The organism is Parapedobacter sp. ISTM3, from assembly GCF_016533505.1.
GTDB classification, from domain to species: Bacteria; Bacteroidota; Bacteroidia; order Sphingobacteriales; family Sphingobacteriaceae; genus Parapedobacter; species Parapedobacter luteus.
On record NZ_JAENGN010000009.1, the window covers coordinates 64,866 to 90,558 of the forward strand.

A 25,693-nucleotide genomic window follows, 5' to 3' on the forward strand; every position below is an offset into this window, starting at 1 on the left:
ATGACATGAGCAGCGAACGAATCAAGTGGTCGCTAAACAATACTAAAATAACATGAACATAGATAACATCAAGCAGGTATATCTTATCGGGGTTGGCGGTATCGGCATGAGCGCCCTGGCGCGTTATTTCCGTCATTTGGGATGCTTGGTGGCAGGTTATGATAAAACGGAAACGGCATTGACTGTGCAATTGGGTGCTGAAGGTATCCCGGTGATTTATTTGGATGATTTCGATTTGGTCGCTGATGCGTTTAAGACCGCAGGCGAACATACACTTATCATTTATACACCGGCGGTGCCTGGTGGATTGGATATTCTTAACCAGTTTCAGCGGCTTGGCCATACGTTGTATAAACGTTCGCAGGTACTCGGGTTTATCAGCCGGAGCAGGTTTACTATTGCCGTGGCCGGAACGCACGGCAAGACCACTACATCCACACTTGTTGCCCACCTGCTTAAGGATAGCGGCTATGATTGTTCGGCATTCCTGGGGGGGATCAGCACCAATTACAACAGCAACGTACTTTTTTCGGAAAATGATGTGGTCGTCGTAGAAGCAGATGAGTATGACAGGTCTTTCTTGACATTACATCCCGATGTGGCGGTAGTGACTTCGGCTGATGCGGACCACCTTGACATTTACGGGGATAAGGCACACCTTGAGGAGTCCTTCAATTTATTCCTGCACCAATTGCAGGCAGGCGGTACTGCCATCGTGAAAGCAGGGTTGCCGTTTGAAGCAACGATCCGCTATGCGGCAGACGGTCCTGCCGATGTTTATGCCGAAAATATCCATATCGTAGACGGTGCGTTCTTCTTTGATTATGTCTGGAGTGGAGGAAGGATGGGCGGCCTGCACCTTGGCGTGCCCGGAAAACACAACATTGAAAATGCCGTGGCTGCCATTACCATCGCCCGGCAACTGGGCATTGCGGCAGCTGATATCCGGCGTGCGTTGTCTTCATTCGCCGGTGTGAAACGCCGTTTTGAATACATTGTAAAAGCGGACCATAGCGTATACATCGACGACTATGCCCATCATCCCGAAGAGCTGCGGGCGTTTCTGTCTGCCGTGAAACAGCTTTATCCCACCAAGAAACTTACGGCGGTCTTTCAGCCGCACTTGTATACCCGTACCCGCGATTTTGCCGATGAATTTGCTGCGGTATTGGCCATGGCTGATACGTTGTTGCTGATGGATATTTATCCTGCGCGGGAACTTCCCATAGATGGGGTGGATGCACCGATGTTGCTCGGCAAGGTGGTGTCGGAAGATAAGCGTATTGTCAGTGCAGACGACGTAAAGGATTATGTACGTGCGCATCGTCCCGAGCTGTTGGTGACCATGGGCGCGGGCGATATTGATTTGTTGGTGAAACCGTTGAAGTCGATTTTGGAACATGTTTAAACAGTTGTCAAACCGGATTTTTTGGCAGCGGCTGCTGTATAGTGTGGTAGCGCTCATAGCACTGACGGGGCTCGTCACGCTCATGGGTTTTATCAACAAAAAGAGCAGTGAGCAAGCTTGCACGGATGTGCATGTCGTGGTGCTGGGCGATGAGTCGTTTGTCGAACAGAAAGACATCGTCGCCATGCTTGTGGAGAAGTATGGCGAGCTTCAGGGCCGTACGTTGGAAGCGCTCCCGACCCATGAAATGGAAAAGGATTTGCGTCAGATCCCCTTTGTGTTTTCGGCCATGGTAACCATTGATATGGACGGGCTGCTTACCGTACGGATCGTGCAACGGGAAGCGGTGGTACGTGTAATCAATAATAAGGGGCTTGACTTTTATATCGACAGTCAGGGGCATAAAATGCCCGTGTCGCTGAAATATGTGCCGCGTGTGCCTGTCGTAAACGGGTACATCACTGAGCCGTACAACGGCACGCTTGACACCATCGAGAGCCAACTGGTAAAAGACATTTTCAAAACCGCGCAGTTTATCCGTGCAGATAGCGTATGGAGCAGCCAAGTCGTGCAGTTGTATGTCAACGAATATCAGGATATCGAATTGGTGCCACGAGTGGGGAGCCAGCAGATTATATTGGGCAACGCCGATTCGCTCGATCGCAAGTTCGAAAAACTCATGCTGTTTTATAAAAAGATTGTGCCGAAGACAGGCATCGAGGCCTATAAGTCGGTGAACCTGAAATTTGCCGGTCAGATTGTTTGCGAACGAGACGAGCGGTTCAAACCCGAAGATTTAATGGTCACGCAGGATTCTACATATCATCATACAACAAATAGCATCAATACACAATAGTTATGAAGACAAAAATAACAACAGAAAGAGACTCGCCTATCGTCGTGGGGCTTGATATCGGAACTACGAAAATATGTGTTACCGTGGGGAGACGGAGTGGTGCCAAAAAAATAGAGATTCTTGGGGTAGGTAAAGCCGAATCATCGGGAGTAAGCAGGGGCGTAGTGGCTAACATCCAGAAGACGGTGAATAGCATCATGCAGGCGGTCGAAGAAGCCAGTGCGCAATCCAACGTGGATATCAAGGTTGTCAATGTCGGAATAGCTGGCCAGCACATCAAAAGCATCCAGCACCGGGGTATCCTGACACGAAAAGACGACAATGAAATCAGCCGACTGGATATCGAACGGCTCATCGAAGACATGTATAAACTTGTGCTTCCTCCGGGCGAGGAAATTATCCATGTCCTTCCGCAGGAATTCACGATTGATAACGAACCGGGCATCAAAGACCCTATCGGGATGGCGGGACGGCGGATGGAAGCCAACTTCCATATCATTTCAGGTCATGTAAGCGCCGTCAAAAACATCAAAAAGTGCATCGATAATGCGTCATTGGAAGTGCAGGATCTCATCCTTGAGCCTTTGGCATCCTCAGAAGCGGTGCTTGACGAAGCCGACAAAGACGCGGGGGTGGTGCTTGTCGATATCGGCGGCGGAACCACCGACGTAGCCATCTTCCACGAAGGGATTATCCGACATACGGCAGTTATCCCGCTGGGAGGCAATATTGTCACGGAAGATATCAAACAAGGCTGCTCAGTACTGCGCAACCAAGCTGAATTGCTGAAAATCCGTTTCGGTTCAGCCCTTGCCGATGAAAACAAGGAAAACGAAGTCATCTGTGTGCCCGGGCTGCGAGGGCGTGAGCCCAAGGAAATCTCGGTTAAGAATCTTGCTTACATCATCCAGGCGAGGATGGAAGAGATTATCGAACATGTATATTATGAGATCAAATCCTCAGGTTATGAAAATAAACTAATCGGCGGTATTGTAATTACTGGCGGCGGGGCCCAATTGAAGCATTTGGTACAGTTGGTTGAATACATCACCGGTATCGATTGCCGGGTGGGATTCCCCAACGAACACTTAGCCAAAAACGAAGTGCTTCCAAAGAACATCTACGATGAATTGAAAAGCCCGTTATATGCCACCGGTATCGGCTTGCTGATCAAGGGCATCCAAGCGGAAGAGGAACAGGCCGAAATGAACGAAAAAACAAGCGCTCCGCTATCAGTAAAAGACATTACCGAGAAGGGTTACAAAGAAAAAGGTTTCTTCAAATGGTTCAAAGACATCATCAAAGATGGCAATGAAATTGACGATGAAACCTACTTGGGCAAGAAATAGTTTTCAACAACAGCTGTTTTTTCCACATTGTTAACAGTTGTGGAAAACTATTGTGTAAAAAGTGCTATTATTACACTACGATTAGCGGGTCGAAATGGTTTTTGTATCACGCTCAGTTGGAGCAAAATACGATTGAGATATGTCTTTTAAGTTTGAAATGTTAAAGGAACAATCGGCAATTATCAAGGTAATTGGCGTAGGTGGTGGTGGTGGTAATGCTGTCAACCACATGTATAAGCAAGGTATCAGTGGCGTGGATTTCATCGTGTGCAACACGGATGCGCAGGCACTCGAATTAAGCCCGATTCCTAATAAAGTACAGTTGGGTGCAAGCCTTACCGAAGGCATGGGGGCAGGTGCAGACCCGACGGTAGGTGAAAATTCGGCCATTGAGAGCATTGAAGATATCAAACGCATGTTGGGCTCGAATACCAAGATGCTGTTTATCACTGCCGGGATGGGAGGCGGCACGGGAACCGGTGCAAGCCCGGTGCTGGCTAAGGCTGCAAAGGAGTTGGGCATTCTTACCGTGGCCATTGTGACCACGCCGTTTGCTTTTGAAGGCAAAAGACGGCGGATGCAGGCCGAAGAAGGGTTGGGCGAATTAAAGAAATACGTAGACTCGTATTTGGTGATTTCGAATGATCGCCTTCGCGATATCTTTGGCAACCTGACCATGACGGCGGCTTTTGCCAAGGCTGACGATATCCTCACCACCGCGGCCAAGGGTATAGCCGAGATCATTACGATACCCGGTTATGTCAATGTGGATTTCAAGGACGTACGCACCGTAATGAATGACAGCGGTGTTGCGATCATGGGCAATGCGGTGGCAGAAGGCGAACAACGCGCACTACGCGCGGTAGAGGGGGCGCTTGCTTCGCCGTTGCTCAAAGATAATGAGATTGAGGGTGCACGTTATATATTGCTTAATATCACATCGGGCAAACAAGAGGTGACGATGGATGAAGTGACCATTATCACCGATTACATCCAGGAAAAGGCTGGTTTATCCGCTGACTTGATTTGGGGCAATTGTATTAATGAATCACTGGAAAATGAATTGTCCGTAACCATTATTGCCACCGGATTTCAGACTTCCGAGGAGCGCAAGAAAGAGAAAGAAAATGAGCGGATTGAAATACCGCTGACTCCTGAAGAGCCGAAGGCTCCTTATGTCAAGCCAATTAATCAGTTTGTGCAAAAAGATAAAGGAGTCGCGGATCCGGCGCCTGTAGCCGCCAAGCCCGCTGTGACCGAAGAGCCCACGATACGGCCGGTGACGCAGCAGGTAGACTTGTTCAGCGCGCCTTCGCCTTCTTCTTCGAAACCTCAATTGCGGAACAGCACACCGGATAAAGACGGCATCATTCGTCATACGCTGACTCCCCAGAATGAGCAGGCCAATGAAGACGAACAGGCAGCGGATGGATTTGAAGTGAAAGTGACCCCTTCGCCGTTCCACTTCGAACTGCCGACCAGGAACGACGAAATCCGTGAGCCGGACCCCGAGCCGGAGGCGTATAAAGAAAAACTGGATAATGTGGCGAGATCCCCGGAACAAGGTTATCAAGCCAACGACCATAGGACACCGGAAGAGGTAGAGAAAGAACTGTTGACGGTCAAAGATCGGATTTTCCGGCTGAAACAACTGAGTTTGAAATTGAAGTCGGCCAATGGCCTGCAAGAACTGGAATCCGAGCCCGCATATCGGCGCAAACAACTGGCATTGGATGATGTACCGCACTCATCCGAATCGCAGGTGTCGCGGTTTACGCTATCTACCGAGGAGGGCATCACTGAAATCAGACCAAACAATTCATTTCTGCACGATAATGTAGATTAACGCATTTTCGTCTGCCTATATAATACGTACAACTGTTTGGTGAGGATTTAGCAGAATCAAGCCAAACAGTTTTTTTGTATAGATGCGATGTAACCCTGCACAGACAAAACACGCTGCCAGACGCGGCAAATAACCAGAGCAAGTTGGCAGCTTTTGATTTAAAGTTTATCTTTGCAACAATTTTTGTACAATTTATTAATAGACAGGTATTGGACTTATTTGATAAAATTGCGAAAAATTTCGGGCCAATTGGCCAGCACTATGAGTGGTCACACGGCTATTTTTCATTTCCTAAACTTGAAGGCGATATCGCGCCCCGTATGCTATTTAATGGGAAGGAGCATCTCGTTTGGAGTCTCAATAATTATTTAGGGTTAGCCAATCATCCCGAAGTCCGGGAAGTGGATGCGAAAGCCGCCGCTGACTTTGGCATGGCCTATCCCATGGGAGCCCGGATGATGTCCGGAAATAGCTCGTATCATGAAGAACTGGAACAGGATCTCGCCACCTTTGTCGGCAAAGAAGATGCTTTTTTGCTCAATTATGGGTATCAAGGAATGGTTTCCATCATCGACGCACTATTAGACCGTAATGATGTGGTGGTCTATGATGCGGAATCCCATGCTTGTATTGTAGACGGTGTGCGCTTGCATATGGGCAAGCGATTCGTCTATCGGCATAACGATATCGAAAGCTGTGAAAAACAGTTGATACGGGCGACCAAATTGGCGCGCGCCAATGGCGGTTCAGTGTTGTTAATCACCGAAGGTGTGTTCGGCATGTCCGGCATCCAAGGGCAATTGAAAGAAATCGCTGCCTTAAAAAAGCTGTACGGTTTCAGGATGCTCGTTGATGATGCTCACGGCTTCGGTACCATGGGGCCGACGGGCGCAGGTACGCATGAAGAGCAGGACTGCATTGACGATATTGATATCTATTTCGGGACCTTCGCTAAATCCATGGCCGGTATCGGCGCATTTGTGGCCTCAACGAAGGAAGTGGTCACCTACCTGCGCTATAATATGCGCTCCCAGACGTTTGCCAAATCGCTGCCTATGCCCATGGTTATCGGGTTGAAAAAACGCTTTGAGCTATTGAAAAATAGTCCCGAACTCAGGGAAAGGCTGTGGAATGTGGCCCGCACGTTGCAGAATGGATTACGTGAGCGAGGGTTTGACATCGGGACGACCAATACCATGGTCACACCCGTGTTCCTTAAGGGTGATCTCAACGAAGCTACGGCGCTTACCCGGGATCTGCGCGAAACGCATGGCATATTTTGCTCCATTGTTGTATACCCTGTTATCCCCAAAGGGTTAATCGAGTTGCGGCTTATCCCTACCGCGATGCATACGCTGGAGGATGTCAACTATACGTTGGAAGCGTTCACCGCAGTTAGCGAAAAATTACAGACCGGCAATTACAAACAGACGGTTTCCTTGCCATCGGAATAGGCGTAGCATCGAAAATAGCGACCAGTGGGCTATAACACGCTAAAAAAGCCGGCTCGGGCTCTTTATTTTGTTGATAGGTGATTTAGTTGTAATTTGCTGTATATCAGTAGTTTGTGATTTGTTTGCGCGGAACATATAGCTGTTGTTTCGTGAGATGTGGAAAAAAAAGTGCATTTACAGCCTGTTTTGCATGTTTTATTGTTTTTTTTTCCAAAAAAAGATTCTACTTTTAACGCACTGTAGATTATTAACTTAATTAAATTCAAACTTAAAGGAGTATTTATTATGGCAAGTATTCAGAAATTTAATGAGCTTAAGAGCTTAATCGACGGGCTGGAAGGGGATGCTGACAAATTCTTCAATAAAGGCAACAACGCGGCCGGGACTCGCGTGAGAAAAGGCTTGCAAGAAGTTAAAAACCTGGCTCAAGAAATTCGCTTGGAGATCCAGGATGCGAAAAACGCAAAGTAAGCGTACTTTTTTGATATGCATTAGTGCTTTCAAGCCCTGAGATGTCAGGGCTTTTTTATTTTGGTATTTTCCGATCGCTACTTTTTTTGTATTATCGCTGCAAACAATATGATGATGGCTCGTAAATTAAATAATCCGATTTGGGTCATGAGTTCAGCCTTCGACCAATTGTCGTTGGCGGAGCTTATTGAAACCGCTCCGCAGTTGGGCGTCCAGGGAATTGACTTGTGTGTTTTCCGGCGTGACGGTACACGGCAGGACCATGTAGCGACTCATTTGGATTATGATCTTTTTACCTTGGATACAGCCAAGCGGTTAATCGACGATTTCAACGCGGCCGGACTAAGGCTCTCGCTGGGCGCTTTCGAAAACATGATCGGCGGAAACCCGGTGGAACGGATTAAAAACCAAAATCACTTGCTTAAGTTGATTCGGATTGCACATCTGCTCGGAGGCGACGAAAACGATATAAAGGTGGGTACATTTGTCGGATATAACCATGAGCTCGGTGTCGCTGAATATGGTTTTCAAAAGAACCTTGATGAATATAAGCGGGTGTTTGAGCCCATTGTTAAGTACGCCGAAGATATGGGGGTGACCATCTTGTACGAAAATTGCCCCATGGAAGGGTGGCGGCCGGCGTCTTTTACAACGACTTTCAATAATTTGCCCGGTGTGCTGGCGGCTCGAAAGTTGATGTACGCCCTGATTCCGAGCAAAGCGCACGGCGAAATATATGACCCTTCACATGACATTTGGCAGCATACAGACCCCGTGGACGTTATTGCACAGAGTGACATCTCCAGGATTCACCGTATCCATGTAAAGACCACGCGTAACCTAAAAACCAAGGCCCGGATCGATTGGGGTGGCATGTATCCCATGCAGGCTGTGGAGCAGGCACTGGCAGATAAAGCGGGGGTGGCGGTTCCTTCAAACGATTGGGATCGGCACCATTATGAAGCCATGCTGCCCGGTTTTGGGGGATCCGATAGCATGGACTGGCGGGCATTTGTGGAGTTGCTTGCCGAAAAAGGTTTTGACGGGCCATACGAAATCGAAAACGAAGCACGGAATTCCAAAGACACCGGCAATTTGCAGGCTATCATACAGGGATATCAGGCGACCGTCAGGTTTCTGTCGCCAATGCTCTGGGCGTTGGATGAATCAGTTGGTTATGCTTATCGTAACGCCAAGCCTTTAGTAGCCAGCAGGACGCACGATGTGCCGGTAAAGACAATCGACCAGCTGCAATAATATCCGGTAGCTGGGCGCCCCGGGTGGCTAAACACCAGAATGCAACCGGAATTTCTCGATCAGTTCGGCGATGTTGTCGACCTGTAATTTCTCGAAAATCCGGGTTTTGTAGGTGCTTACCGTTGACGTACTCAGGCTGAGCGCCTTCGATACTTCCATGATGCCCAGCCCCTGTACTAAGTACTTGGCTACATCCACTTCCCTGTTGGAAAGTTTATTCAGCGGATTGTCTGCCTTCAAGACAGATTTTCCCATGGTCAATGTGTTGTAATATAATTCTCTCACTTCCGGGCTCATGTACTTGCCACGTTGGATGACCGCAAGCAAGGCTTCCTTTAAATCGGCTTTCGATGTGTTTTTGTTGAGGTAGCCAGCCGCGCCCGCCTGCAGGTAACGCAGCGCGTAGAGCGTTTCATCGTATGATGAAAAGACCAGGATTTTGATATTTGGCTGTACAGTCAACACTTTTTCGACCATCTTTATGTTGTTCCCTCCTGGCATATTGATGTCCAAGAGTAGGAGTTCGAATTGTTTTTCCGATAATAACTTGATCATTTCGTCAAAGTCTTCCGCTTGCGTGACTTTTGCTAAGGGCAAGGTTTCTTTTACCACTATCGACGTGCCCAGCCTAACGATACCGTGATCATCTGCTATTAATATCTCTGTCATGTGAATTTAAAGTTTGTCATAGAGGCGCCACACGGATGACGCTTGGTCATTTCATAAGCAAGGATGTCTTCGTTGCGAACAATCGCAAATATAAAGTTAAAATGTTAATATACATCAATCTCTGAGGTTAAATTTAATGCGTAAGCAGCAAAAATATATGCTGGATGGTTAATTTTAGGGCAATGCTATCGCCTTGGCTATTTATGAATGAAAAAAAAATTTGATTACTTGCCAAAAATATCCATTTTAGGGTTCAGAAAAAACAAAAACAAATTAACCTTTTAATTTATGGGAATGTTGAAAGAATTCAAAGAGTTTGCCATGCGGGGAAGCGTGGTAGACCTTGCAGTCGGTGTAATCATCGGTGGTGCTTTCGGTAAAATTGTCACATCCTTGGTGAATGACATTATCATGCCCCCGATCGGATTCTTAACCGGAGGAATAGATTTTTCCGAAATGAAATACGTTATCCAGCCGGCGGACGAAGCCAACGGGGTGGCGGAAACGGCCATCAATTTTGGTAACTTCATCAATATTGTCATTGAATTTATCATCATCGCATTTTGTATTTTCATGGTTATCAAGGGTATCAATTCGCTGAAACGCAAAAAGGAAGAAGCGCCTGCTGCACCACCCGCACCCACTAAGGAAGAATTGTTGTTGACCGAGATCAGGGATTTGCTGAAGGCAAAGCAATAATGATGAACAACCACGATAGGTGTGCGTTTCTGCACACTTATCGCTTATCGCCGTAATCCTCGCTTTTCACTGCGGGTCAAAACGTCTTAGCTACCGCCGGATCGGTAAGAATGACAAAATCGCCCAAATGGCTAAAAGAAGACCAGTCCGGCTGGTCGATGCTTTCATGGGGGAAGCAGGAGATGTTTAAAACCGCAAGCTTTGGCGCATATTTCGTTAAGTGGGCGACTGTTCCTAACCGCTCGTCGCTGTGAAAGCGGCCATTAAGGTGCAGGATTTTCTTTACGGACTTCTTTTTTGCCATTTTGCTGATCCGGTAAGCCATGGTCGCATCCCAGAGGTTTTGGCTTTGATATATTTTTGAGTTCCCCATCCCTTCATGTCCGCCCAAGAGGCCGGCAAATTTCTGGTAATAGGCGCCGGTTAGCGTATCTACTGGAAGAGGGGCAAGCAAAGCCCGGGCGGCTTTATCCAGCGCTGACAAGCTCTCCAGTCCCTCGCGGGTCACCCTGTTGGTGTAACGGCTGGGTGCATTTGCCGCCAGGACAGGCAGGTGGTGGTCCTTTGCATACTCCACCATGGGGCGGTAATCATCGTAATTGTTCCATAGTACGGCATCTTTACGCAGGTTGCGTTCGGTGATGAGTCCCGAGAGGTACTCATCCAATACCAATTGATCATCGCTCACAAACATTTCCATGGAAAGTGCGACGCCGGCGTATCGTTCGTTCAGCGCAACCAGCAGTTCATACTGCAACACATGGGCAATCGAATCATTGTGCTCTTCACCGAAGAATACCACGTCGGCGCGTTGGATTGCCGACGCCAAATCCTGCAATCCGATTTCCCGTTTTTCCTGTGTGTCGTATATCCGGTAGCGGATGCTGTCCGGCTGCATGGCTGCGGCAGCTAACGGGAACAGACCCAATAAGCAGCAAAGTATCCTTTTTGTCATGATGCGAATATACGGGTTTTTACAGATCGGTAAGCGGAAAAAAATGTGGGATAAATTTGATATTTATCCTATTAACCCGTACATTTGCGCTCTCGTTTTGGGATATAAACAAAAATAGATATTAAGCGTCATGAAGAGAACATTTCAGCCGTCGCTACGGAAAAGAAGGAATAAGCATGGATTCAGAGAGCGCATGAGCAGCGCTAACGGTCGCCGTGTGTTAGCCGCAAGGCGTGCAAAAGGAAGGAAACGCCTGACCGTATCGGACGAAGGCCGCCATAAAGCCTAATCACGATATTGCCGGTGACCGCTTGCGTCCGGAGCCTTCAGCCGGTTTCGCGTAAGCCATCGAGCATGAAAACATATCAATTTCCAAAAGAAGAACGGTTGTGTAGCAAAAGGTTGATTGATAGCCTTTTCCACAATGGTTCTTCTTTTTTTATTTATCCTTACCGTGTGGTGTTTATACGGGTGACGGGGCTGGCCCCCAAGGTCCAGGTGGTGTTGTCCGTTTCAAAACGCCGTTTTTCCCGTGCTGTGCATCGAAACCTGTTGAAACGCCGGATGCGGGAGGCTTATCGCCTGCAGAAGGGGCAGTTGCTGTATCCATCGCTCGAAAAGCAACCCTACGGGTTGGCTGTAGCCATCCAGTATGTGGGTAAAACGTTGCTGGACTATCCGATGATGCATGTGCGGATGGCTGATGCGTTGGCGAAACTTCGGGATGCGCATCTCTCGGAAGGGAATATACCGGATAGTCATGAGCGTGGTTAGTTTCATTTGGGAAAAGATGATCAAGGCAGCACTTGGAAGCGTTTTTTTGGTGCTGATTAAAGCCTATCAGCTATTGTTGTCGCCCATGCTGGGTGCTTCATGCCGTTATAGCCCTACTTGCTCGCAGTATGCCGTAGAAGCGATACGGAGGTACGGGCCGTTTAAAGGTGGATGGCTTGCCATCAAACGGATAGCCCGTTGCCATCCTTGGGGAGGGCATGGCCACGACCCCGTTCCTTAATCCCGGACCACCGCCTACCCATGACCGATTAACAAAAAATCACTAACTTCGCCGCCATATGCCAACGCATTTTATTCTGCAAATCGAAACGGCTACACAGGTATGCTCGGTGGCCCTGTCAAGAGATGGGACCACGATAGCGTTCCGCGATATCGACGAACCCAACGTGCATGCGTCGCAGCTGACGTTGCTGGTAGAAGCGTTGTTACGCGAGGCCGGTCTGACGTTCGCAGATTTATCGGCAATTGCCGTCAGTAAAGGGCCGGGGTCCTATACCGGTTTACGCATCGGTGTTTCCGCTGCGAAAGGGCTGTGTTATGCAACGGATCTCCCATTGATCGGCGTGGACACCTTGGCGGGCATGGCTGCCGGCTTTGCAGCCAAGCATGCGGAAGAGATTGAGCCAAAGGCGTGGCTGTGCCCGATGGTCGACGCACGCCGCATGGAGGTGTATACAGGGATGTACGACCACCGGCTTAAACCGCTGAAATCCGCCGCCGCCATCATTATCGATACCCATTCGTTCAGCGAATTGCCCGTCGGCCAGCGGGTCCTTCTCTTTGGGAATGGTGCGGACAAGTTTCAGGAGCTGTTTGCAGCCAACGAACGGGTGGCTGTGATTCCGCATTTCAGGAATTCGGCACGTTACTTAAGTGGCTGCGCATACCAGGCGTTGCTGGACAAGCAGTTTGAAGACGTTGCTTATTTCGAGCCCTACTACCTTAAGGACTTTGTGGCGACTACGCCGAAACAACGGTGAGCGGCCTAAGTGCCCAAGGCGATCCGGTGGGCCACTGGGCGCGGCGGCGAGCTAAAAAGAAATGCCGGTATGGCATCGAAAACAAAAACTTCACAACCAGCCCTTCCGTTTGAACCAAAAATAGATGCCGGCGGAAATGCCCACCATAAGCGCTATGGTAACCGGATAACCGTAATGCCATCCGAGCTCAGGCATAAATTTGAAATTCATTCCATAGACACCCACGATGAAGGTAAGCGGCATGAAGAAGACTGAAAAAATAGTCAATACGCGCATTATCTCGTTGGTGCGTTTTGACGATATCGAAAAATAAACGGATAATAGCTGGCCGGTATTTTCGGAGAGGTTGTCGAAAATAGTCTGTGTACGGATGTAAAGATCACGAAGGTCACGGGTATACGCATTGCTTTGCTCCACTGAATCGATACTGTCAACGATTTCATAGGAAAGCAGCATCAACCTTCTGATAACATCGATCTGGCGTTTTACGTAATACAGATTCCGGAGTATCGGCGATTCCGGTTGTTTCAGAAACACTTGTTCCTCGTAATAATCCAAAGATTCGGACAGCTGCCATGCCGGTCGCTCAAAGGTCAGAATCGATTCCCTGATCAATGCCTGGAGTAGATGCTGCGTCGTGGTGCACTTGCCTGTATTGATACGATTAGTTTTGACGGTGTCAATTAAATTGTATTCGGCACGGTGCACGGTGACGAGGTAATCGCCTGTGAAAAATATGGTAATCTTATTGGTCAGCTCCTGGATGGTGTCTGCCTCATCACCCTGGTCAGGCGAAAAAACCCTGAAGATGATAAACGTATAATGGTCGAATAGTTCGTATTTGGGCAAATGGTCCGGTTGCATGCAGTCTTTAATGGACGCCTCGTGCAGCGCATATTGGTCGGCTACCTGCCTGATGTCCGCATCGCTCGGTGCCGATAAATCAACCCAGTCGAAGCCATTCGTGCTTTTGGATGCCAGTAGCTGTATCATGAGCCTTTATCATTTAAATGCGATGACCGAATGTCTAAAAAAAACTTTGGTTTTATGTTATTTTTTCTGACAAAAATCCTTTTTTTGTTGTTGCAACAACAAGAGAATTGCGATAACGAACAAGTACATGCCAGTAACAGTAATCAGAAAGGAAAAGATATTTGAGCCAGATTCCAGCCGTGTCATTGCCAGGTTTTTCTTTGCCGGCGAAGAGCGGGCCAAACGGTTGATTATGGCGTTGATGGCGCTCAGTGATGAACAGCAGCGTGACGTCCTTAGTCAGGTATTGCGCAAATATTCGAAGCGCCATCGCAGCCTTAAAAAGATATTTGCAAACCATTTCGCACGGTTGATTCCCGTGATGGAGTTGATGGAAATTGATCATGCGAAATTGCCTGATCACCTGAAGCAGCTTATCGGGGCGTATTTCACCATGGAGTATTCCATCGAGGCCGCCGCGTTTTTCAATCCGTCTATCATTGAACATCCGGACCAAACATCACTTGGGCGGGGCCAGAAGCGTATCATTATCAGTTTCAGGGCTACGGGAGAGGGGCATATTTCATCGATTGCGTTCAGGCAAGGTGTACTCGATAGCAACATGGATATCGATGTGGAGCCTCCGGGGAAAATGCTGGAGGTACCCGAGCAGGTAAAAAACCATACCTATCATAAAAAATCATTCCTCCGTAAGCTGCGTGAAATGTGGGGTGACAGCGGTTACCGTAATGACGAGGCGTACGAAATTATTAGCGATCAACTGCAAGACACGTTTACCTATGAGGAGTTAAAGCATGCATTGAAGGAAGTGCAGGTAAAGCTGGAGCCCCGTCAGGATAACCTGGCCTTCCTGCAGGAGGTGCGGTGGTTGGCATCATCCCATTATGAGATGACATTTTCTACCGATACTTCGGTGTGCGAGCGGGTTATCTTCCCCATTGCTGATACCGAGAAAAACGGCATCGAAGACGCCAGGTTTGTCCGTTTCATCGGCGAAAAGGGAGCTGTTACTTATTATGCTACCTACACCGCTTATGATGGGATATCCATCCTTCCCAAGCTGCTGGAAACCAAGGATTTTCGTCACTTTAAGGTAATGCCCCTGCATGGATATATTGCCCAGAATAAAGGTATGGCGTTGTTTCCGCGCAAGGTTAATGGGAAATATGCCATGTTATGCCGTATTGATGGGGTGAATAATTATATCGCGTACTCCGATACGGTCAATGTATGGCGCGAAGCCAAGCTGATCCAGACGCCACATGAACCCTGGGAATTGGTGCAAATGGGTAACTGTGGCTCTCCGCTGGAAACGAAGGCCGGCTGGCTTGTGCTTACGCACGGTGTCGGGCCCATGCGCGAATACGTGTTAGGTGCTTTGCTGCTCGATTTGGAGCATCCGGAGCACGAAATCGGACGTCTGAAAGAACCATTGCTTGTGCCTAATCGGAAAGAGCGTGAGGGGTATGTGCCTAACGTTGTGTATTCATGCGGTGCCTATATCCACGAAGGAAAGCTGATTGTCCCATATGCCATGTCGGACTATGCGTCCACTTATGCGGTGGTAGATGTGGATGAATTGTTGGAAAAGCTACTTGACAATGGCAGCGAATCAGCTGGCTAAGATGTGTCGGTAAACGTCAAGGTAGCTATCCACCATCTTTTCCCTGGAAAACATGGATCGTGCCCAGTGGCAGCAATCCATGCGGGATAATTGTCCGACCCTTGCAACCGCCGATACGGCTTCATCCACGCCGGATACCAGGAATCCGGTTTTGCCGTCAACCACCAGTTCCGGCATGGAGCCCCTATTGATGGCGATTACCGGTGTGCCGCAGAGCATGGCTTCGGCGACGCTCAGGCCGAATGGCTCATCGAAACCAATCAGGTGCAGCAGCACCGCGGCGTTGCCCAATAAGCGGTTCCGTTCATCCGGACCGACATTGCCCACATATTGAATCTGGTGGCCATCTATATGAGGCGATACGCTGGCGTCAAAATAATGCTCATCTTGTACCAAGCCGGCCATGATAAGCCGGCGTCCCGTCCGTTGTGCCACCTCGATAGCGAGGTGGGCTCCTTTTTCTGGATGTATTCGTCCAAAATACAACAGGTAATCGTCCGGCTGCTCGACCGCATCAAACAACGACGTATCAATACCGTTGTAAACCGTGGCCAGGTAGTCGAGCGCCGGTGACCGGTCGGCATTGCTGATGGAAATATAGGTGCTTGTCCGGTTATATCGCTTGTATACCGGGACAATCCTGGGTGAGGAAAAGCCATGGATGGTGGTGACCACAGGGGTGCGGATTAACCTTGAATAGGTCAGTGGAAGAAAATCAAAATGGTTGTGGATGATGTCAAATTCATTTGCCGCTTCCATGACCTGGGCAATATGCAGGCATTCCTCCACTTTGGGATCGAGCGCTGGATCCTCGGCATACCCCCGAGGTGCAGTATAACGAAGTTTGCCCGCAGTGATGGAGTCTGCTGTGGCAAACAAGGTTACATCCAAGCCTTTTTGTACCAGCCCTTCCGCAAGTGTAGAGGCAACCTGCTCCCAGGGGCCATATTTACGAGGCGGCGTCCGCCAAGCTATGGGAGCTAATATGGCTATCTTCATTGGTCTCCTGTGAAAGTATACGATTCGTGGGCTTCTCAAATGTCTGCTGTACAGCCAGGTAAGAAATCAAATACGCGAGGGTGCTTTCCGCTCCCTGATTGCGATTGACACCGTCCTTTTCCAGGCCGTCGCAACAACCGCCGGTCTCGAAGTCGTAAAGACTGATGCGTAAATCGTTTTCGCCCAAAAACCACATGAAGGCCGTATATACAGACCGTAGGTAATGCGGATCGCCGGTGTTGTTGTACGCTTGGAGAAACAACAGTACAGTGGCCATGGCATCGACGGGTTGCTGGTCAAACCGTGAGCATGTCCCATCCTGTTTGAACCATGCTTCGTTGCCTACCAGGCTTAGGTATCCCTTATGCATGGTGTGTGTTTCTAAGAAGGCCATGCTTTCAAAGCCGACTTGCCGAAAGGTATCATCATTGAGCAATTCGCCGGCCCGCATCATCGATAGCGGCAGCAACGCGTTGTCATAAGCCAACAGCGACTCGTACCAATGCCAATTATCCCGCCGGTGGATGGTATATTCCCGATGGAGGCGGAGTGCAAGCCGATGGGTGAGCTCCATCATGCCGTCATCTGTCGGATGGCTTTTCAGGTAATGGTATAGTCCGAGGATGGTATTGGCAATGCTGCGGATAGACTGCAGGCGCTCGAATTGCGGGACGGCCTTGAAAAACACCTTGCGGGCTACCTGGAAATAGGCATCTTTGGGTGCGTGGGCCATAGCGTAGCCGATGGCCCAGATAGCCCGGCCGAAGGCATCTTCCGAGCCCACTTTATCGAGGAAATTACGGTTGAATCCCATGAAATTGCGGAAGGTCCCATCGTCGTTTTGCGCATAATGGATATAGGCAAGGTATGTCGGGATATAACGCAGGGCTGTTTCATCCTTGGCACGCCGATAAGCCATGAGCGCCATCAGCAGCGCCCGCGCATTGTCGTCCAGGCAATACCCTTCATGGTAGTTGGGGATGCCGTATGTCGCGTGCTGGAAAATGCCGGTACTGTCCGTGAGCCGTACGACATGGTCCAGGCGCAATGGCGGGAGGATACTTCGGTCGAATGCGGGATCCTTTCTAATCGGATGGATTAAAGCGTGCTGGATGACCTGCCGGAAAAGATCGCTGTAAAGCTCACCGATCTTCGGCCACGTAATCAGTTCGCCAAATTCGAGCGCTCGGGATCGCATGGCCGCCAACTTTTCCGGATGGCTGAATAGATCGATCAGTACCGCAGCAAGCTGTTGGCTATCGTTGAAATCAAACAGTGCTCCCCTGCCATCGGCAAGGAGTTCGGCAGCATGCCAGTAGGGGGTCGAGACGACGGCGGAACCCACGCCAAGCGCGTAAGACAACGTTCCACTGGTGATCTGCGCCTCATTGAGATAGGGCGTAATGTAGATATCCGAAGCAGTGAGGTATTTGAAGAGTTCGTGTTGCGATGCGTATTGGTTCAGGAAAACCACATGTTCTTCCAATTGGAGCTTTTTGACCAGCCGATGGAGGAACAGGCGGTATTCTTCGCCAGCATGCTTGATGACGTTAGGGTGGGTTTTCCCAAGCACGATATAGCGGACATCGGGATGCTGATGCACTACGGCCGGCAAGGCTGTGATCGCCGTTTCGATACCTTTATTGCGGCCGATGAACCCAAAGGTCAAAAGTACTTTCCGGTCGGTTAGCTTCAGTTCCTGCCTTACTGCCCGCCGGTCGTATTGGATATCCGGAACGCCGTGGGGTATCACCACAATTTTACTGGCGGGAATCTCGTAAATGGTTTGAAGGAGCTCAACCGCTTTATCAGCCATGACCACTACGCGTTGCGCTATCTTCGTAATTTCCTTAAGGATATACAATTCGTTGTACGAGGGTTTTTTGAGTACGGTATGGAAGGTGGCGACAACCGGAATTTCCAGGCTATGCAGCAAGGCAAGAATATATACGCCGTTTTGTCCGCCAAAGATCCCGTACTCGTGTTGGATTAGGCAGAGGTCTGCACCGCTTTGATTGATAACATCCGCCGCTTTCAAATAGGTATCGTGATCGTCTTGGCGGATAATATGCTTCACCTCGGCAGGGTAATTGTATTCGCCCCCCGGGTCATTAATGGCTACCACGAAGTTTTGAGCGGTGTTTCCGGTGTCGGAAGATAAGGAGTCAAACAGATTTTTTGAAAAAGAACCAATACCGCATTGCCGCGGCGTGTAGGTGCCAATTAATGCAATCTTCATCGTGTTTTCGTAATGGTAAAATTTATTCCTAACAATAAACGTTCGTGTTCTTTTAAACTTAAAAAACGGTAATTAGTTTCGATTTTCACCAGAACTGACAAAAATTCAGTTGACTGCAGCGCTATTTCCTTACTCATCCATGCAATACAGCTTAATTAGCATGAGCTAATAGGATGCCAAACTTTGAATAAAAAAAGAGGCTGCCGAAAAGGCAGCCTCAGGATAATGTCTCATGGCGCATCTCGCCGCATTTGCTTGCTATTTTTTCTCTTTCGCATAGTCTGCATTCAGCGCGGAAAGCACCTCATTGGTGATTTCTAAGCTTTCATCGGCATAGAGCACACCCGGATTGGCCGCAGAGTAGGTTAATACCAACTTGTAACCGTTCTCCTTTGCATGTTTTTTCAGGTAATCCGTGATCCGCGAATACAATTTCTCGTTTTCAGCGGCCTCCTCCTGTGCGAATGAAGCGCTTGCATTCTGGTTATGGCGGGCCAGTTCGTCCTGTTTGCGGGCCAGACGCTCCTCGGTGCTTTGCCGATCAGCGGCGCTCATGGTTGCTGCCTTTTGTTGATAATCCGCGACTTCGCGCTGAAAAGCATTGCTGCGGGATTGCAGGTCGGCCTGTGCTTTCTTTGCCTTGTCCTCCAGTTTGGTCCTCACATCCTTGAAGTATTCGAATTTTTCGAGCAAGGTATCTATGTTTACATAGACAATCTTTTCGGCGTTGTTGGCTTGGAGTGAGTCTCCCCCTGGGGCAGCTGCCGATGGCTTTGTTCCTTGGTTATTGCAGGACACTACAGTGGCGGCCAGCAATGCACATATTCCGGCTTTTGCAATAAATGCGAACGCGTTTTTCATACTTCTCTTGTTCATTTTCTTAATTAAAGGGCAAACCTAAGATAAAAATCCCATATTTCCCGCACTAAATTGCGATTTGCAGGCGCCATTTTGACGCGCGGCGCCGTCCGGTCATCCGCCATCCGGCGGCTCTTAGGCGACGCAACATGGCGAAACGGTGGCGGTAAGGGGGTATTTACGCAGGCTCGTGCTTGGTACTGCAAATCATAGCGAAGCAGTAATTGCTCACCTCGCCGGTCGCTACTATTAACGAATAACGGGACGTACAGCAGTGCGCGAATACTATTTCATTTCTTGCACATTTTTCGTATCTTTGGGCACCGAATTTAACAACAATAATGAACGAAGAAAATAAGAAGCAATCAACTTATTCAGCAGATAACATACAGGTATTAGAAGGATTGGAGGCCGTGCGTAAACGGCCTTCCATGTATATCGGTGACACGGGCGTCAAAGGATTGCACCATTTGGTATATGAAGTGGTAGACAACTCGATCGATGAGGCCGTTGCCGGTTATTGCGATGATATCCATGTAATTATCCACAAAGACAATTCCATTACGGTTGAGGATAACGGTAGAGGGATTCCCACCGGGATTAATAAGAAAGAAAACAAATCGGCCCTTGAATTGGTCATGACGGTGCTTCATGCCGGGGGTAAGTTTGATAAGGATACCTACAAGGTTTCCGGCGGTCTCCATGGCGTGGGGGTATCCTGCGTAAACGCCTTATCCACGGTGCTGATAGCTGAGGTACACCGTGAGGGAAAGGTATTCATGCAAGAATACCACAAGGGGAAGCCGCAGTACGACGTGAAGGAAGTGGGCGAGAGCGAGCGAACCGGTACAAAGGTGACGTTTCATCCCGATCCGGAAATATTCACGACCACAACCGTATACAATTATGACACGCTGGCAAGCCGCCTGCGTGAACTGGCATTCCTGAATAAAGGTGTGCGGCTGACGCTGGTTGATGAACGTGAGGAGCAAGAGGATGGTTCGTTGCTGAGCGATGTGTTCTATTCGGAGGGCGGATTGAAGGAGTTTGTCAAGTACCTTGATGGCACCCGCCAGCCGCTCATTCCGGATCCCATCTATGTCGAAGGCATCAAACAGGGGATTCCTGTGGAGCTGGCTTTGCAATACAACGATACGTACTCCGAAAATGTGCATTCGTATGTCAACAACATCAATACCATCGAAGGCGGTACACATGTGGCGGGGTTCCGCAGGGGGCTTACCCGTACGTTGAAAGCCTACGCGGACAAATCCGGCCTGCTTAAAAACATGAAGGTAGAAATCACGGGAGACGACTTCCGTGAGGGGCTCACGGCGGTAATTTCGGTGAAGGTGGCCGAGCCGCAGTTTGAGGGACAGACCAAGACTAAGTTGGGCAACAATGAGGTCATGGGTGCCGTAGACATGGCCGTCGGTGAAATTCTCAGCAATTATCTCGAGGAAAACCCCAAGGAAGCCAAGGCTATCGTTCAGAAAGTAATTATTGCGGCGCAAGCCCGTGCTGCGGCACGCAAGGCCCGCGATATGGTGCAACGCAAGAACGTGATGGGAGGCAGCGGCCTACCCGGCAAATTGGCGGACTGCTCGAACAATGATCCGTCGAAGTGTGAAATATACCTCGTGGAAGGGGACTCTGCGGGCGGAACCGCCAAACAGGGCCGCGACCGGGAGTTTCAGGCTATATTGCCGCTCCGAGGTAAAATCCTCAACGTAGAGAAAGCGATGGAGCATAAGATCTACGAAAACGAGGAGATTAAGAACATGTTTACTGCTTTGGGTGTAAGTATCGGCACGGAAGACGATGCCAAAGCGCTGAATCTGGATAAGTTGCGATATCACCGGGTAATCATCATGACCGATGCCGACGTGGACGGTTCGCACATTACCACGTTGATCCTTACCTTCTATTTCCGTTATATGAAGGAGCTGATTGAAAACGGTTATGTGTATATCGCCACGCCACCGCTGTACCTGGTCAAAAAGGGTAAGGAGCAGGAATATGCTTGGAATGATGACCAACGGGATGCGGCAATCCAACGACTGAAAGGTGCCGGCAAGGAAGATAGTGTCCATGTGCAGCGGTACAAAGGTCTCGGCGAGATGAACGCGGAGCAACTTTGGGAAACTACAATGAATCCCCAGACCAGGACGCTGCGGCAGGTGACCATAGAGAATGCAGCGGAATGCGATCGGATTTTCTCTATGCTAATGGGTGATGAAGTAGCGCCGAGACGTGAGTTTATCGAGCGCAATGCCAAGTATGCGAAGATAGATACATAAGTGGTCAGTGATGGGGGGTCAGTGGCCTGTCTTATGACGGCTACCGATCACCCATCACGGTTCACTCATCACCGTTCGCTGTTCACCCGCCACCGAATACCGCCAGTCAGATCCCTACAGCGGCCTTTCTGTGCAGGTACTTCCTTTTATACTCCAGTGGGGTCATATCCGTGACCTTCTTGAAATGCCGGTAAAAATTGGACACATTGTTAAACCCGCACTCGAAGCAAACGACTTCCGTAGGTAGGATGTCTTCTACCAATAGCCGGCATGCATGGCTAATGCGTATTTCAATCAGGAAGTCGTAGTAGGTTTTTTTGGTCATCAGCTTGAAGTATCGGCAAAACGAGGTTACGCTTAGGTTGGCTATCGAGGCGATCTCATCCAGGGAAATTTCCTTTTTATAATTGCTTAACGTATAGGTGCATACCTTGTTGATGCGCGCGGCGTCCATTTCATTGGAGTTGTAAAACGCATGTGCAGAAGCAATCGATACATACTCATCGGTTTCTGCCATCGTTTTGAGGATAGACAGGAGTATAATCAGCCGTTCCATGTTGGTTGCCGACGTTGCGCTGTGCATTAGGTCGATCAATTTGGTGCGGCTTCTGCCCGTAAATTTCATTCCTTTGCGGGCCTTTTCAAACAGCTTGGGAATCAAGTAGGTTTCCGGTAGGTTAAGGAAGTCACGGCCAAGGCAGTCGGGAAGAAAATGAATCACAATAGCTTCCACCTTCCGATCCGGATGGTTTTGGTAATATTCCTCGTTGCACTGCCACATATGCGGTAGGTTGCCGCCCAGTAACAGCACTTCACCTTCCGAAAAGTTGCCGATATTATCACCGATAAAGCGTACGCCTTTGCCCCGGATAACGTGATGCAGCTCCAATTCGGGGTGGTAATGCCATAGTGATCCGAAATTCGCCAAGACGTCGTGCCGCGCACTGAATGATGACTGAATTTGGGTCGGTACTTTGTGGAAAAGTGGTTTCATGGCTTAAAATCGTTGTTTTTTTTCTTCTTTCGGCGTTGAAAAAAAAGGTCTATAACCTGTGTACTTCACGGCTGAGGATCTGTCACCCCAGCACGAGTCCTAAAATATAGAATAAAAATCCGATTTCCAAGGAAATGGCAAGATTGTACAATAAGAAGGCAATAAATTCCAATCTATCCGGGTTTGGGTTGCCCCGGGGAAGCCAACATCCTATAGGCAGTGGGAAAAATAGTAGAACGATTTATATCGTCAAGGCGCTATCTTTGCTTCCACAGACTAAATATCAAATAATAAACCTTGATGAAAAATCTACCCCTTATTGATATTGCCGTAATCATTGCTTACTTGGCCGCCATGGTGCTGGTGGGCGTATGGTTTTCAAGGAAAAACAAGAGTGCCGATCAGTTCACGAAAGCCTCGGGCCTGATTCCCGGATGGGCGATCGGGCTTTCAATCTATGCGACATTCTTAAGCAGCAATACATTTTTAGGGGTGCCGGGCAAGGCGTTCGGCAGCAATTGGAATGCCTTTGTGTTCAGTGTTTCCATGCCGTTGGCAGCCTGGGTGGCGGTCAAGTATTTTGTGCCTTTTTACCGGGCAACGGGCGAAGTCTCCGCGTATACCAATTTGGAAAAGCGATTTGGCCCCTGGGCGCGCAGTTATGCGGTCGTCTGTTTTTTGCTGACGCAACTTGCCCGAATGGGGTCGATTTTCTTCGGGATAGCGCTCAGTCTGCAAGCGCTTACCGGCTATTCCATGGAGACGATTATGCTGATAACCGGTATATGCATCATTATCTATACCGTGATGGGGGGCATTGAGGCCGTCATCTGGACAGAAGTGGTGCAGGGGATTATCAAGACACTTGGGGCGGCCCTGATTGTTTTCCTGGTGGTCAGCAATATGCCGGGAGGTATTTCGAAAATTGTTGAAATCGGTCAGGCTGACCATAAATTTGGCCTGGGGACATTTTCGCTTGATTTTACTTCCTCGTCGTTTTGGGTGATTCTGTTATATGGGTTTTTCATCAACCTCAACAACTTCGGGATGGACCAAAACTATGTGCAGCGTTATCACACCGCCTCTTCGGCCAAAGAAGCTGGTAAGTCGGTTTGGCTCTGTGTGTGGATCTATGTGCCAGCTTCGTTGCTGTTTTTTATCATCGGCACCTGCCTGTATGCTTATTACCAGACCAATCCGACGTTGATCGAACCCGTCAAGATACAGACAGCAGCTGAACGCCTGGGAAGCTCGGCCACGTCGGTGGAAATCGCCGCACTTGCAGCGACCCTGAAACCCGAAGACTACGGTGATAAGGTCATGCCGCATTTCATGGTTACCGAAATTCCCGTAGGCCTTGTCGGGCTGATTGTGTCGGCCATCCTATCCGCCGCAATGAGCACCATCAGCTCGGGGATGAACGCATCAGCTACGGTGTTTTCCGAAGATATTTACAAGCGGTATATCAACCCAAAGCTGGAAGGTAAGGGCCAATTGCGTCTGCTGTACCTGGCGACCGCGGTCTTCGGTTTAGCGGGTATGCTGACCGGCGTGGCCATGATCGGCATTAAAAGCGTGCTCGATGTGTGGTGGCAGCTTTCCGGTATCTTTGCCGGCGGCATGCTGGGGCTGTTCCTATTGGGGATCATGAGTAAAATGGCTCGCAATAGCGATGCTATCGTCGCTGTGATCACCGGTGTACTTGCCATACTTTGGATGACTTTTTCATACCTGATACCCGAGCAATACGGTTACTTGAAATATCCGTTACATGCCAATATGATTATTGTGGTCGGAACCCTGGTGATTTCGTTAGTGGGAATCGGGTTGGCAAATGTCCGCCGACAGAAGCAATCATTTCGCTAACATCCTACAATACACCGCCAATTTGCTACAGAACAGCGGCTACTGTACTGCCTACCTTTGAATGTGTCATTTATAAGGTAGATAAGTACCCTGATAGCGATGAGCAATAAAGATAAAGGATATATTCCCGTCATGTTGACTCCGTTTGAAGAGAACGGAGCGGTAGATTATAAAGGGCTGACCAAATTAACGGAAAGCTATCTGCGTGCCGGCGCTGCCGGCCTATTTGCCAATTGCCTTTCGAGCGAAATGTTTGAGTTGAACGAAGTGGAACGTTTGGCGGTGACGCAGCATGTGATCAACGTGGCAGGCGGGGCTGTACCCGTGGTGGCTACCACCACGTTCGGGGGGACCGTTTTTCAGCAGGCGGACTTCACGAAGCGGATGTACGACGTGGGTATCGATGCGGCTATCGTGATCACCAATATGCTGGCCGGAGCGGCCGAAGCAGACGAAGTGTTTGAAGAAAACGTTTTCAAGTTGTTGGATGCCACCAATGGAATACCACTTGGATTCTACGAGTGTCCCGATCCGTTTAAACGTGTGCTTTCAGCGGCGCAACTCAAGCAGTTTGTCGACACAGGCCGGGTAATTTATCACAAAGATACCAGCCTGGATATTGAACAGGTGCGTGCCAAACTTGAAGTCACCCGTGATGTGGCCGCTTTCGGCTTATATGATGCTTACATGGTACATGCTGTCGAATCGCTGAAAGCCGGTGCTGCGGGGTTATCCTGTATCCAGGGCAATTACTTTCCGGAGCTGATCGTATGGTTATGTGAAAATTATGACAACACAGCACTGGCTAACGAAGTTGCCCGAGTGCAGCAGTTTTTTATTGATCACATGGATGTCATGCACGCCGTATATCCGGTGGCGGCCAAGTACTTTTTGCAGAAACGTGGTATGCCGATCGCGACATTTACCAGAAGGGATGTGGGGGTCTTTGATGAACAGGTGAAGCAGCGTGTGGAGGTACTTTATGATGCGTATCAACAACTGTTTCAACATATCGAAGTGAGCGGCGTTGACGGATTGCCAGATGGTGGAAAATGAAGCCCATGTGGAAACAGATACGAAG

The 25,693-nt window shown here is 49.0% G+C and carries 23 protein-coding genes; 16 read left to right on the top strand and 7 right to left on the bottom strand.

The features are described 5' to 3' along the window. The first annotated feature begins 52 nt into the window (after positions 1–52). From murC to JHJ32_RS13510, 7 genes are all read left to right on the top strand, one after another. The gene (gene murC / locus JHJ32_RS13480; RefSeq protein ID WP_200121297.1) at positions 53–1,408 is read left to right on the top strand and encodes a UDP-N-acetylmuramate--L-alanine ligase; all 1,356 of its coding nucleotides are present in this window, start codon (positions 53–55) and stop codon (positions 1,406–1,408) included. Then, on the top strand, positions 1,401–2,264 hold the full coding sequence (locus JHJ32_RS13485; protein ID WP_200121298.1) for a cell division protein FtsQ/DivIB: 864 nt from the start codon (positions 1,401–1,403) through the stop codon (positions 2,262–2,264). Before murC ends, JHJ32_RS13485 begins: the two co-directional genes overlap by 8 nt. Before the next feature lie 2 nt (positions 2,265–2,266). Further along, the gene (gene ftsA / locus JHJ32_RS13490) at positions 2,267–3,613 is read left to right on the top strand and encodes a cell division protein FtsA (RefSeq protein ID WP_079717741.1); all 1,347 of its coding nucleotides are present in this window, start codon (positions 2,267–2,269) and stop codon (positions 3,611–3,613) included. A gap of 139 nt (positions 3,614–3,752) precedes the next feature. Continuing rightward, positions 3,753–5,459, top strand: a complete 1,707-nt coding sequence (gene ftsZ / locus JHJ32_RS13495; RefSeq protein WP_079717742.1) for a cell division protein FtsZ — start codon at positions 3,753–3,755, stop codon at positions 5,457–5,459. A gap of 209 nt (positions 5,460–5,668) precedes the next feature. After that, a complete protein-coding gene (locus JHJ32_RS13500; protein WP_200121299.1) occupies positions 5,669–6,913 on the top strand; it encodes an aminotransferase class I/II-fold pyridoxal phosphate-dependent enzyme in 1,245 nt (414 codons plus the stop codon). A gap of 285 nt (positions 6,914–7,198) precedes the next feature. Next, a complete protein-coding gene (locus JHJ32_RS13505) occupies positions 7,199–7,384 on the top strand; it encodes a histone H1 (RefSeq protein ID WP_079717743.1) in 186 nt (61 codons plus the stop codon). Between the two features lie 147 nt (positions 7,385–7,531). After that, entirely contained in the window at positions 7,532–8,641 is a 1,110-nt protein-coding gene (locus tag JHJ32_RS13510; RefSeq protein ID WP_233632651.1) for a sugar phosphate isomerase/epimerase, read from the top strand. Positions 8,642–8,668: 27 nt separating this feature from the next. Here the strand turns inward: JHJ32_RS13510 and JHJ32_RS13515 are convergent, their stop codons facing one another. Then, the gene (locus JHJ32_RS13515; protein ID WP_079717744.1) at positions 8,669–9,310 is read right to left on the bottom strand and encodes a response regulator transcription factor; all 642 of its coding nucleotides are present in this window, start codon (positions 9,308–9,310) and stop codon (positions 8,669–8,671) included. A gap of 288 nt (positions 9,311–9,598) precedes the next feature. Between JHJ32_RS13515 and mscL the strand changes: the two genes are divergently transcribed. Continuing rightward, positions 9,599–10,009: a large-conductance mechanosensitive channel protein MscL gene (gene mscL / locus JHJ32_RS13520; RefSeq protein WP_200121300.1), complete on the top strand. Its 411-nt coding sequence runs from the start codon at positions 9,599–9,601 to the stop codon at positions 10,007–10,009. A gap of 76 nt (positions 10,010–10,085) precedes the next feature. On the opposite strand, the gene JHJ32_RS13525 is transcribed toward mscL, so the two are convergent. Next, on the bottom strand, positions 10,086–10,964 hold the full coding sequence (locus tag JHJ32_RS13525; protein WP_079717746.1) for a ChaN family lipoprotein: 879 nt from the start codon (positions 10,962–10,964) through the stop codon (positions 10,086–10,088). Positions 10,965–11,094: 130 nt separating this feature from the next. Between JHJ32_RS13525 and rpmH the strand changes: the two genes are divergently transcribed. The 4 genes from rpmH to tsaB all read left to right on the top strand — a co-directional run bounded on the left by rpmH (position 11,095) and on the right by tsaB (position 12,739). Beyond that, positions 11,095–11,253, top strand: coding sequence for a 50S ribosomal protein L34 (gene rpmH / locus JHJ32_RS13530; RefSeq protein WP_079717747.1), 159 nt, complete (start codon positions 11,095–11,097; stop codon positions 11,251–11,253). A gap of 65 nt (positions 11,254–11,318) precedes the next feature. Next, positions 11,319–11,738 carry a ribonuclease P protein component gene (locus JHJ32_RS13535; protein ID WP_079717748.1) on the top strand — a complete coding sequence of 140 codons (420 nt, stop codon included), beginning with the start codon at positions 11,319–11,321 and terminating at the stop codon, positions 11,736–11,738. Then, positions 11,725–11,979, top strand: coding sequence for a membrane protein insertion efficiency factor YidD (gene yidD, locus JHJ32_RS13540; protein ID WP_079717749.1), 255 nt, complete (start codon positions 11,725–11,727; stop codon positions 11,977–11,979). Before JHJ32_RS13535 ends, yidD begins: the two co-directional genes overlap by 14 nt. A gap of 58 nt (positions 11,980–12,037) precedes the next feature. Continuing rightward, the gene (tsaB, locus tag JHJ32_RS13545; protein WP_079717750.1) at positions 12,038–12,739 is read left to right on the top strand and encodes a tRNA (adenosine(37)-N6)-threonylcarbamoyltransferase complex dimerization subunit type 1 TsaB; all 702 of its coding nucleotides are present in this window, start codon (positions 12,038–12,040) and stop codon (positions 12,737–12,739) included. A 90-nt stretch (positions 12,740–12,829) separates the two neighbouring features. Here tsaB and JHJ32_RS13550 read toward each other — a convergent pair whose 3' ends face one another. Next, positions 12,830–13,732, bottom strand: a complete 903-nt coding sequence (locus tag JHJ32_RS13550) for a CorA family divalent cation transporter (RefSeq protein WP_200121301.1) — start codon at positions 13,730–13,732, stop codon at positions 12,830–12,832. A 127-nt stretch (positions 13,733–13,859) separates the two neighbouring features. Between JHJ32_RS13550 and JHJ32_RS13555 the strand changes: the two genes are divergently transcribed. After that, complete coding sequence (locus JHJ32_RS13555) at positions 13,860–15,356, top strand: glycoside hydrolase family 130 protein (protein WP_200121302.1); 1,497 nt, start codon at positions 13,860–13,862, stop codon at positions 15,354–15,356. On the opposite strand, the gene JHJ32_RS13560 is transcribed toward JHJ32_RS13555, so the two are convergent. The 3 genes from JHJ32_RS13560 to JHJ32_RS13570 all read right to left on the bottom strand — a co-directional run bounded on the left by JHJ32_RS13560 (position 15,345) and on the right by JHJ32_RS13570 (position 19,470). Next, positions 15,345–16,355, bottom strand: a complete 1,011-nt coding sequence (locus JHJ32_RS13560) for a glycosyltransferase family 4 protein (protein WP_079717753.1) — start codon at positions 16,353–16,355, stop codon at positions 15,345–15,347. The two genes, JHJ32_RS13555 and JHJ32_RS13560, sit on opposite strands and share 12 nt — an antisense overlap. Next, complete coding sequence (locus JHJ32_RS13565; RefSeq protein ID WP_079717754.1) at positions 16,306–18,594, bottom strand: glycosyltransferase family 4 protein; 2,289 nt, start codon at positions 18,592–18,594, stop codon at positions 16,306–16,308. The genes JHJ32_RS13560 and JHJ32_RS13565 overlap by 50 nt, the downstream gene beginning before the upstream one ends. Before the next feature lie 258 nt (positions 18,595–18,852). After that, the gene (locus JHJ32_RS13570) at positions 18,853–19,470 is read right to left on the bottom strand and encodes an OmpH family outer membrane protein (RefSeq protein ID WP_233632652.1); all 618 of its coding nucleotides are present in this window, start codon (positions 19,468–19,470) and stop codon (positions 18,853–18,855) included. A 323-nt stretch (positions 19,471–19,793) separates the two neighbouring features. Here JHJ32_RS13570 and gyrB point away from each other — a divergent pair, with 323 nt between their 5' ends. Next, positions 19,794–21,752, top strand: a complete 1,959-nt coding sequence (gene gyrB, locus JHJ32_RS13575) for a DNA topoisomerase (ATP-hydrolyzing) subunit B (protein WP_079717756.1) — start codon at positions 19,794–19,796, stop codon at positions 21,750–21,752. Between the two features lie 106 nt (positions 21,753–21,858). Here gyrB and JHJ32_RS13580 read toward each other — a convergent pair whose 3' ends face one another. Continuing rightward, positions 21,859–22,746, bottom strand: a complete 888-nt coding sequence (locus JHJ32_RS13580; RefSeq protein WP_079717757.1) for an AraC family transcriptional regulator — start codon at positions 22,744–22,746, stop codon at positions 21,859–21,861. Between the two features lie 300 nt (positions 22,747–23,046). Here JHJ32_RS13580 and JHJ32_RS13585 point away from each other — a divergent pair, with 300 nt between their 5' ends. Together JHJ32_RS13585 and JHJ32_RS13590 are read left to right on the top strand one after the other, a co-directional pair. Next, complete coding sequence (locus JHJ32_RS13585) at positions 23,047–24,612, top strand: sodium:solute symporter (RefSeq protein WP_200121303.1); 1,566 nt, start codon at positions 23,047–23,049, stop codon at positions 24,610–24,612. A gap of 99 nt (positions 24,613–24,711) precedes the next feature. Next, positions 24,712–25,668, top strand: coding sequence for a dihydrodipicolinate synthase family protein (locus JHJ32_RS13590; protein WP_200121304.1), 957 nt, complete (start codon positions 24,712–24,714; stop codon positions 25,666–25,668). Positions 25,669–25,693 lie beyond the last annotated feature (25 nt).